Genomic DNA, 10430 nt, shown 5'->3' with positions numbered 1-10430 from the left:
AAGGCTACGAATGCCTAAAGGGTGTGGATAAAAACATGAAAAGGGCGTAGCGATGTGGAAAATAAATATTTAAGTATAAAAGTATCGAGAGGATTATTTACAACCTGCCAGCGCCTTTCGGCGCTGGGCATGGGAAGTCTGGCTGGACTTTATGGGAATTTTGTTATATACTATTTCTATTCTGAGCGAAAGCAAGGAAAATATGCGGTAAATCCTGCAGCAGTATGTTCCGTATTGGAAGGTGCTGAATAAAGTGAGCCGGATATAACCGGTGAAAATACACGGATGAGGTGATAAGAAATGGCATTATTAGAACAGTGGAGATCAATGGCTTATTCCGAAACGGCCAACAAGGGAGATTTGCAGAGGCTCTGGGCTGCTTATTTTGAAAAGGAAAAAGAGATTTACGCCCAGCTTTTAAAGAACCCTGACGAGGTGGTTAAGGGAACTGTAAAGGAACTGGCTGAAAAGTATGATGTGGATATCATGACGATGACCGGCTTCCTGGACGGAATCGACGAAAGTCTGGTGGAATCCAACCCTATCGAGGAGATGGAAGAGGATACCGAGGTAAACCTGGGATTCGATAAGGCCCTTCTTTATAAAAATATGGTTGCGGCCGGCGCTGACTGGCTGTATGAGCTGGAAGAGTGGAACGATATTTTTGATGAGGAGACGAGAAAAGCGCTTTACAAAGAGCAGAAGTCTTCCACAACTATCGTAAAGGATAAAAAGGTTTATCCCAATGATCCCTGTCCCTGCGGCAGCGGAAAGAAGTATAAGAAGTGCTGCGGTAAGAATAAATAAGGATGGGAACGGAAATGGAAAGCAGAGTGCAGGATGCGGTTATGCTGTTTGAATCAGGGTTTAACTGTGCGCAGTCCGTTTTTGCCGCTTATGCGGACCTGTTCGGGATGGACAGGGAGACGGCGCTTAAGCTGGCCTGCCCTATGGGAGCGGGCGTCGGGCGAATGCGTGAGGTTTGCGGAACGGTTTCTGCCATGGCGATGCTGTCGGGGCTGAAAATGGGGAATACGGATCCTTCCGATGAAGAAGCCAAAACGCGTTCCTATGAAATCGTCCGGAAAATGAGCGATGCTTTTCGTGAAAAAAGGGGCAGTATTATCTGCCGTGAGCTTCTCGGGATGCCGGCGTCCGTAACGGAAAGCGCCAGACCTTCCCAGCGGACCGCTGCGTATTATGCCACACGCCCCTGCAGCCATATCGTGGCGGAAGCGGCGCGGATTGTGGAAGAGATGCTTTTGGAAGATGTAAATGAACAGGTAAAATGAACAAATAAGATGTATAGATAAGAAGTATAGAAAAAGTGTAGATAAGACCCGACCGGCTCCGTGCATTGTGGAAATGTACGGAGCCTTTTTTTGCGTAAAAACTGAAAAACAGGAGCCAAAAAGCAGGTAAAACAATCAAAATAATCAAACCGTTATGGCAATGTTATATTATCCGGAATATTATCCGGAATCTGTTGATATTTCCATTCTATTAGAGTAGTATGAAATGCGGAGGGCTCCCACGGAAAGAAGGCGCCAGCCTTTACAGACAGCTTGACCAAGGATGGGATCGGGATCGCCCGTCAGGCGGAAGCCCCTATGTATATTATGCCGACGGCGGCTGGAGCTGGACCGTACCTTACATAGCCGGCGTGTATGCGCTCTGCACCGGTGTGGACCCCGATATTACACCGGAAGAATTTTACCGCGCCGCTGTGGAAACGGCGACTGTAATTACCCGTTCGCAGGAAGAAGGCGGTAAAGAATATACCTTCCGTATGATGAACCCGCCCGCCCTGATTTCCTCCTTGCAGAAAAATGCTTAGGCTGCTTCCCTTCATGGCCTCCTCCCATTTTTTCCAGGTATGGGGCGGAGGCCGGGCAATTTTCAAATACGCTGTAGCATGTGTTAAATATGATAAACATAATCCCCGCCCACTCAGGAGCAGCCTTAAATCTGCACAGACACTCCTCCAAAACAGGGCTTTATGAGAACAATTATATACAAATTTTCACATATCTGACCATAGCCTCCGGACGCCCCAGCCGTTATAATAAATATGATGAAGCATTCGGGGGAACGGGGAGGCTCAGGCAGTGCCCTTCCTTCTGACGATACGCGCGGCGAAGGCCGCATGCGCGCAAAGGATGCGCAGATGGGAGCAGATATGCAGTACGGACATTTTGACAATGAAAAAAGAGAATATGTGATTAACAGAGTGGACCTGCCCACCTCCTGGACCAATTACCTGGGACTGAAGGATATGTGTGCGGTGGTGAATCATACGGCAGGCGGCTATATGTTTTACAAAACGCCGGAATACCACAGAATCACCTGCTTCCGGGGAAACAGCGTTCCCATGGACCGTCCCGGACATTATGTGTACATAAGGGACAATGCGGACGGGGATTACTGGAGCATTTCCTGGCAGCCCGTGGGCAAGAGCCTGGAGGAAGCGAAATACAGCTGCCGCCACGGCATGTCCTATACGGTTTATGAAAGCGAATATAAGGACATCGCGGCAAGCCAAAAGCTTTCCATCCCGTTGGAGGATCCGGTGGAGCTGTGGGATGTGAAGATTAAAAACAACAGCGACAGAGTGCGTGAGCTGAGTGTTTTTTCTTATTGTGAGTTCTCCTTCCACCATATCATGATAGACAACCAGAATTTCCAGATGAGCATGTACTGCGCCGGTTCTTCCTATGAAGACGGCATTATAGAACATGATCTTTTTTATGAAGAGTTCGGCTTCCAGTATTTTACCGGGAATTTTGAGCCGGACGGCTTTGACTGCCTGCGGGATAAATTCATCGGCCCCTACCGGACGGAGGATAACCCCATTGCAGTGGAAAAAGGGCAGTGCGGCGGCTCCTTTGAGCTGGGCAACAACCATTGCGGCAGCCTGCAGAAGAATAGAAGGAAAGGTGCACCTGGAGTCCAATTCCTGGGCGGTGCTTTCCGGAGCCGCCAGCCCGGACAAAGGGAAAAAAGCCATGGACAGCGTGGATAAATACCTTTACACCCCTTACGGCATCCAGTTAAATGCCCCCTCCTATACGGTCCCTGATGACGATATCGGCTTTGTAACCAGGGTTTACCCCGGCCTGAAGGAAAACGGCTCCATTTTTTCCCGCCCCAATCCCTGGGCATGGGCGGCGGAATGCGTACTGGGACGCGGCGATCGGGCCATGAAGTTCTACGACGCCCTCTGCCCCTACTATCAGAACGACAAAATAGAAATCAGGGAGGCGGAGCCCTATTCCTACTGCCAGTTCATTATGGGCCGCGACCATACCGCCTTCGGACGGGCAAGACATCCGTTTATGACAGGCACCGGCGGATGGGCCTACTTTTCCGCCACAAGATATATGCTGGGCATGAAGCCCCAGTTTGACCATTTTGATATCGACCCCTGTGTACCGGCAGACTGGAAGAAATTCTACATGATCCGCGAATGGCGCGGCGCCCGTATGGAAAAAAACTGAGGCAAGAGTGCGTTTTTACAGACGCGTGTAAAAAAGGGAGGAAAAACCTATGATTAAGTTTGGAACAGGTGGATGGAGAGCAGTGATAGGAGACGATTTCACCAAGGCAAATATACAGCTTCTTGCCAGGGCGCTGTGCCTTAAAATGAAAGAAGAAAATGCGGCAGACAAAGGAATCGTTATCGGCTACGACAGACGCTTCCTGGCCAAAGAAGCCATGCAATGGGCCGGCCAGGTATTCGCCGCAGAGGGCGTAACCGCCTATCTTGTGAATAAATCAGCGCCCACACCCCTTGTCATGTTTTATGTGATGAAGCATGAAATGCCCTACGGCATGATGATTACCGCAAGCCACAACCCGGCGATATACAACGGAATCAAAGTATTCACCGAAGGCGGCAGGGACGCCAGCGCCCAGCAGACGGATGAAATCGAAAAATACATCGCCAGGATCGAACACGAGGAAGTTAAATCCATGGAATACGACAAAGCCCTGGAAGCCGGACTGATTCAGGAAATCTATCCCCTGAACGAATACCTGGACAACATCATAGACAACATTGATATGCAGGCCATCCGCAACAGCAGGCTCAAAATTGCCCTTGACCCCATGTACGGCGTAAGCGAAACCTCCATCAAGACCATACTGCTTACGGCCAGATGCGAAGTTGACACCATCCATGAACGCCACGATACGCTCTTCGGCGGCAAGCTGCCCGCCCCCACCGCGGCAACACTCCGCCCCCCTCCAGAATTTCGTCCTGGACGGAAAATGCGACATCGGCATAGCCACCGACGGCGATGCCGACCGCCTTGGCGTCATTGACGACAAAGGAAAATTCCTTCACCCCAACGACATCATGGTGCTCCTCTACTACTACCTGGTAAAATACAAAGGCTGGCAGGGCCCCGTCGTCCGCAACATCTGCACCACCCACATGCTCGACAAGGTAGCGCAGGAATTCGGCGAGAAATGCTATGAAGTCCCCGTCGGCTTCAAACACATCTCCGCCAAAATGACCGAAACCAATGCAGTCATCGGCGGCGAATCCTCCGGAGGCCTCACCGTCCGCGGCCACATCCACGGAAAAGACGGCGTTTACGCCGCCTGCCTCCTGGTAGAAATGATAGCCGTCACCGGCAAAAAACTCTCTGAAATCTATGCCGACATCGAAGCCGAATGCGGCAAGATATGCATGGAAGAAAGAGACTACAAATTCAACCAGGAGAAAAAAGAAGCCGTACAAAAAATCCTCCTGGAAGAAAAACAACTCCCCGCCCTCCCCTACGAAATAGACCACGTCTCCTACTTAGACGGCAGCAAAGTCTACTTCAAAAACGGCGGCTGGGTAGTAGGCCGCTTCTCCGGCACCGAACCCCTGATCCGAATCTTCTGCGAAATGCCAGAAGAACAACAGGCAAAAGAAGTCTGCCGAATCTACGAACAGTTCCTCGACCTGAACTGATCAAGTAACTAAAGTAATCAAAGAATTAAAGTCTTAAAAATTTTTATAAGTAAAAAGTTAAAATATTAAAAAAATAAAAATCCCCACGCAGGCCACTGATGTGCCCCCAATAAGTTAGACTTTATTGGGGCCACATCATACATACCCAACCTGCTAAGGGATTTTTTATCTCTATATCAAATTATACTTTTTTAGCTTAATATCAAATCCTCTTTCCATACAATATACGAACAACACAACATTTCGAGTGACCGAGGATACAGGTATCAGACCCGGGGGCCATTGTCCTTCCCGGAGCGGTCGTGCCCAGCTTTCCTGGCCTGTGCGGCAGGGAGTGTACCGGAACCATTGGAAAAAATGGTGATATTTCTTACTGCCCCGAAAGACCATAATCCTGCCGCCCCTAGCAGCCTGTCTGACGAATGCAGACGACTTCAGTCGCTGCATGAGGAGTTTTGGCTGCGTTGGCAGAATTATGGCCTTACGGGACAGTTAGAAATATCCCATTTTTGAGACTGGATCCGGTACACCCCTGCCGCACAGGCCAAGAAGGAAAGCTGGACACGCCGCTCCGGGAAGGACAATGGCCCCCGGGTCTGATACCTGTATCCCTCCTCCCCCCTACTGCACAGATTCCTTCAGCATTTCCAGGAAAGCGGATTCCGCCCGCGAAGGCCTGTAATCCTCCGGATAGATGAGCAGATCCGTCATTTTCCTGGGGAACCCATGGAATTTTTTCTGAACCAGGTGGTATCTGGACAGGACGGAATCAGGGACAGGGGAGACAAACATGAAGGTACCCGGCACACCGGTAAGGAAATCGAACTGGCTTCCCCGCTCGTGGATATGGATGCTGTTTTCATTATGGTCGGCATCCGGGGATTCATGCAGATAGGTGCACAGGGAAGTGTCGTCGCACACGATTTCCACGGCCTGGGACAGAAGATCCTGGGTCAGCACCGAGGTCTTGGCCAGGGGATGACGTTCCGACATGATGACAACCAGCTCAAATTTATAAAGGGTTTCATAGGAAAGCTCCCGCAGCTTAAGAAGGGGGAGCAGCGTCTTTTCATACCGGTCCGGATACCGGATGATGGCCATGGACGCGCTGCGGTCGGACACATGGCTGATGGCGTCCAGCGTTCCCGTTTCATTATAATTTACCGACAGCTGCCTGCCCCTGGCGTTTTTGCTGAGAAAAGAGGTGAGCGCGCAGGTGATGTAGCTGGCGCGGGGGACGCAGATATGCAGGCTGATATTGTCCCGTTCTTCCCTGGTGCAGTAATTTTCCAGGGCCTGATACTGCTTTACGGCCCTTTTTGCCAGGGCCAGGAATTCCCGCCCCTTTTCCGTGGGAATAACGCCCCGGGAGCTGCGAGTAAAGATAGAAAACCCGATTTCCTCCTCCAGTTCCCGTATGTCGCGGCTTAAATTCGGCTGGCTGATGAACAGCTGCCTGGCTGCTCCGGTGATGGAACGGTTTTTTTCAACTTCTATTACGTATCGTAGTACATTGAGATTCATAATACAGCCTTCCATGTATATGCGTTTGTATTTCATTTTATACATTGTATACAAAATGTATCCGCTTCCGTACAATTGCCGGAAACCTGCTCTAAGCATAGCGTTTCCGGTAAAAAAAAGCAATAGAATATATAAAAAAATATATAACTGTCATATAAAAACAGTATACCCATGCGGAGCATGTTAGATGTATAATATTGAATATCAATAAGATAAATTTTTAATAGCCCTCAAGGGGTTCCTTAAGGGCAAGTGCGTATGCATGCGTTTGATTGCGTCCGCATATGCATTGTAAAAATTTAATTATCTATAAAGGATAAGAAAGGAAGGTTTTTATGGCAAGGAAAATGAAAACCATGGATGGTAACCATGCAGCAGCGCATGCGTCATACGCATTTACCGATGTTGCGGCTATCTATCCTATTACCCCTTCATCACCTATGGCAGAAGCTACTGATGAATGGGCAACCGCAGACAGAAAGAATATGTTCGGACAGATCGTGCATATTACCGAGATGCAGTCCGAAGCAGGTGCGGCAGGTGCCGTACACGGATCTCTGGCAGCTGGTGCTCTGACAACCACTTATACGGCATCTCAGGGTCTGCTTCTTATGATTCCGAACCTTTACAAGATTGCCGGCGAGCAGCTCCCCGGTGTATTCAACGTTTCCGCAAGAGCTATCGCTTCTCACGCACTGAGCATTTTCGGAGATCATTCCGACGTTTATGCATGCCGTCAGACAGGCTGCGCTATGCTCTGCGAAAGCAGCGTTCAGGAAGTTATGGACCTGACAGCAGTGGCACATCTGGCTGCTATCAAGGGAAGCATTCCTTTCATCAACTTCTTCGACGGATTCCGTACCTCCCATGAGATCCAGAAGATCGAGACATGGGATTATGAAGATCTGAAGGATATGGTGGATATGGACGCAGTTGACGCTTTCCGTAAGCGTGCCCTGAATCCCAACCATCCCTGCCAGAGAGGTTCTGCACAGAACCCTGATATCTTCTTCCAGGCAAGAGAAGCAAGCAACCCTTATTATGATGCTCTTCCCGGAATTGTTCAGGACTACATGGACAAGGTTAATGAGAAGATTGGAACAGATTACAAGCTGTTCAATTACTACGGCGCTCCGGATGCTGAGCACGTAATCGTAGCTATGGGTTCCGTAAATGATACCATTGAAGAAACCATCGACTATATGATCAAGACAACAGGCGCCAAGGTTGGTGTTGTTAAGGTTCGCCTTTACAGACCTTTCTGCGCAGACGCTCTTATCGGAGCAATTCCCGAAACTGTAAAGCAGATCACCGTACTGGACAGAACCAAAGAGCCCGGTGCACAGGGTGAGCCTCTTTACCTGGATGTAGTAGCTGCCCTGAAGGGCTCCAAGTTCGATTCCGTTCCGGTATTCACAGGACGTTACGGACTGGGTTCCAAGGATACAACTCCTGCACAGATCGTTGCAATTTACGGCAACACCGAAAAGAAGAAATTCACCGTTGGTATCGAAGACGATGTAACCAATCTGTCCCTGAAGCTGGGCGCTGAGCTGGTTACCACTCCCGAAGGAACAACCAACTGTAAATTCTGGGGTCTGGGCGCAGACGGTACCGTAGGTGCCAACAAGAACTCCATTAAGATTATCGGCGACAACACCGACATGTATGCACAGGCATATTTTGACTATGACTCCAAGAAGTCCGGCGGTGTTACCATGTCCCACTTACGTTTCGGACATAAAAAGATTAAATCAACATATCTGATCCGTCAGGCTAACTTCGTAGCATGCCACAATCCTGCCTATGTACGTAAGTACAACATGGTTCAGGAACTGGTTGACGGCGGTACCTTCCTGCTGAACTGCGCATGGAATGCAGAAGAGCTGGAGAAGCATCTGCCCGGACAGGTGAAGAAATTCATCGCTGAGCACAACATCAACTTCTACACCATCGACGGTGTTAAGATTGGTATTGAAACAGGCATGGGCCCCACACGTATCAACACAATCCTTCAGTCCGCATTCTTTGAACTGACCGGAATCATTCCTGCCGAGAAGGCAAACGAACTGATGAAGGCTGCTGCAAAGGCTACCTACGGACGTAAGGGCGAAGACGTTGTTATGAAGAACTGGGCAGCTATCGATGCCGGCGCCAAGGGCGTTGTTAAGGTAGAAGTTCCTGAAAGCTGGAAGGACTGCGAAGACGAAGGCCTTGATTATGCAGTAGTAAGCGGCGACAGAAAAGACGTTGTTGATTTCGTTAACAATATCCAAACCAAGGTAAGTGCACAGGAAGGCAATACCCTGCCTGTATCCGCATTCAAGGATTATGTGGACGGTTCCACTCCTTCCGGATCCTCCGCTTACGAGAAGAGAGGTATTGCGGTTAACGTTCCTACCTGGGATCCTACCAAGTGTATCCAGTGTAACTTCTGTTCCTATGTATGTCCTCATGCAGTAATCCGTCCTGTTGTTATGACAGAGGAAGAACTGGCTAAGGCTCCTGAAGGAATGAAGGCTCTTGATATGACAGGAATGCCCGGAAAGAAATTTGCGGTTTCCGTATCCGTACTTGACTGTACAGGATGTGGTTCCTGCGCTAACGTATGTCCTGGTATGAGAGGCGAGAAGGCTCTGAGCATGTCTCCTCTTGAAACCCAGCTGGCACAGCAGGAAATCTTCAACTATGGACAGACCGTTTCCGAGAAGCCCGAAGTACTTGAGAAATTCAAAGAAACAACCGTTAAGGGATCTCAGTTCAAACAGCCTCTGCTTGAGTTCTCCGGAGCCTGCGCAGGATGCGGCGAGACACCTTACGCTAAACTGATTACACAGCTGTTCGGCGACAGAATGTATATTGCCAACGCTACAGGATGTTCTTCTATCTGGGGTAACTCCTCACCGAGCACACCTTATACCGTAAACAAAGAAGGCAAGGGACCCGCTTGGGACAACTCCCTGTTTGAAGACAATGCTGAGTTTGGTATGGGTATGCTGCTTGCCCAGAACGCTATCAGAGGCGGACTGAAGGCAAAGGTTGAAGACGTTCTTGCCAATACCGATGACGAAGCTGTTAAGGCTGTTTGCCAGGAATACTTGGATACCTACAACTGCGGCGTTACCAACGGACCTGCAACCGACAAGCTGGTAGCGGCTCTGGAAGGCAAAGACTGCGGCGTATGCCAGGATATCGTTAAGAACAAAGACTTCCTCTCCAAGAAATCCCAGTGGGTATTCGGTGGTGACGGATGGGCATATGATATCGGATTCGGCGGTGTTGACCATATCCTCGCCAGCGGAAAAGATATCAATGTAATGGTATTTAATACCGAAGTTTATTCCAATACAGGCGGACAGGCTTCCAAGGCTACACCTACCGGCGCTGTTGCACAGTTCGCAGCCGGCGGTAAAGAAGTGAAGCAGAAAGACCTGGCAAGCATTGCAATGAGCTATGGTTATGTATATGTAGCACAGATTTCCATGGGTGCTGATTACAACCAGACTGTTAAGGCTATTGCTGAAGCAGAAGCTTATCCGGGACCTTCACTGATCATCGCTTACGCTCCTTGTATCAACCATGGTATCAAGAAGGGCATGAGCAAGGCTCAGACAGAAGAGAAGCTGGCTGTAGAGACCGGCTACTGGAATCTGTTCCGTTTCAACCCTGCTGCAGAGAAGAAATTCGTTGTTGACAGCAAGGCTCCGACCAAGGAATTCCAGGAATTCATCGGCGGTGAAGTAAGATACACCTCCCTGGCGCTGAAGGATGCTGAAAAGGCTGCAAGACTGCAGGCTCAGGCTGCTGAAAACGCTAAGGAAAGATATGATTATCTGCAGAAGCTGCAGGTTCTGTACGGAGATAACTAATCAATATACCTCTGTGAAAGGTATATTACGCCGGACGAGGCGGGAGCCGCAGGGCTCCCGGCCACCCCGGTAAG

General features: G+C 49.5%; 6 protein-coding genes and 2 pseudogenes. 7 read left to right on the top strand and 1 reads right to left on the bottom strand.

Annotated elements, in window-relative coordinates; genetic code table 11:
- Positions 1–54: 54 nt before the first annotated feature.
- From FYJ45_RS25270 to FYJ45_RS32860, 6 genes and pseudogenes are all read left to right on the top strand, one after another.
- Positions 55–252 (top strand): hypothetical protein, encoded by a 198-nt coding sequence (locus FYJ45_RS25270; RefSeq protein WP_154467855.1) that lies wholly within the window; start codon positions 55–57, stop codon positions 250–252.
- 48 nt (positions 253–300) lie between these two features.
- The gene (locus FYJ45_RS25265) at positions 301–807 is read left to right on the top strand and encodes an SEC-C metal-binding domain-containing protein (protein ID WP_021637336.1); all 507 of its coding nucleotides are present in this window, start codon (positions 301–303) and stop codon (positions 805–807) included.
- Positions 808–821: 14 nt separating this feature from the next.
- On the top strand, positions 822–1292 hold the full coding sequence (locus FYJ45_RS25260) for a C-GCAxxG-C-C family protein (RefSeq protein WP_154467853.1): 471 nt from the start codon (positions 822–824) through the stop codon (positions 1290–1292).
- A gap of 221 nt (positions 1293–1513) precedes the next feature.
- Complete coding sequence (locus FYJ45_RS25255; protein WP_154467851.1) at positions 1514–1837, top strand: hypothetical protein; 324 nt, start codon at positions 1514–1516, stop codon at positions 1835–1837.
- 342 nt (positions 1838–2179) lie between these two features.
- Positions 2180–3419: pseudogene (locus FYJ45_RS32420) on the top strand (GH36-type glycosyl hydrolase domain-containing protein); the annotation flags it as partial.
- A 127-nt stretch (positions 3420–3546) separates the two neighbouring features.
- A pseudogene (locus FYJ45_RS32860) lies at positions 3547–4963 on the top strand (phosphoglucomutase/phosphomannomutase family protein).
- Between the two features lie 621 nt (positions 4964–5584).
- On the opposite strand, the gene FYJ45_RS25240 reads toward FYJ45_RS32860, so the two are convergent.
- Positions 5585–6487, bottom strand: coding sequence for a LysR family transcriptional regulator (locus tag FYJ45_RS25240; RefSeq protein WP_195841981.1), 903 nt, complete (start codon positions 6485–6487; stop codon positions 5585–5587).
- 335 nt (positions 6488–6822) lie between these two features.
- Here FYJ45_RS25240 and nifJ point away from each other — a divergent pair, with 335 nt between their 5' ends.
- The gene (gene nifJ, locus FYJ45_RS25235; RefSeq protein ID WP_154467847.1) at positions 6823–10356 is read left to right on the top strand and encodes a pyruvate:ferredoxin (flavodoxin) oxidoreductase; all 3534 of its coding nucleotides are present in this window, start codon (positions 6823–6825) and stop codon (positions 10354–10356) included.
- Positions 10357–10430: the final 74 nt, after the last annotated feature.

The sequence above is a fragment of the Eisenbergiella porci genome, assembly GCF_009696275.1.
Taxonomy (GTDB): Bacteria; Bacillota; Clostridia; order Lachnospirales; family Lachnospiraceae; genus Eisenbergiella; species Eisenbergiella porci.
This window is presented reverse-complemented; position numbering and strand designations above follow the sequence as displayed.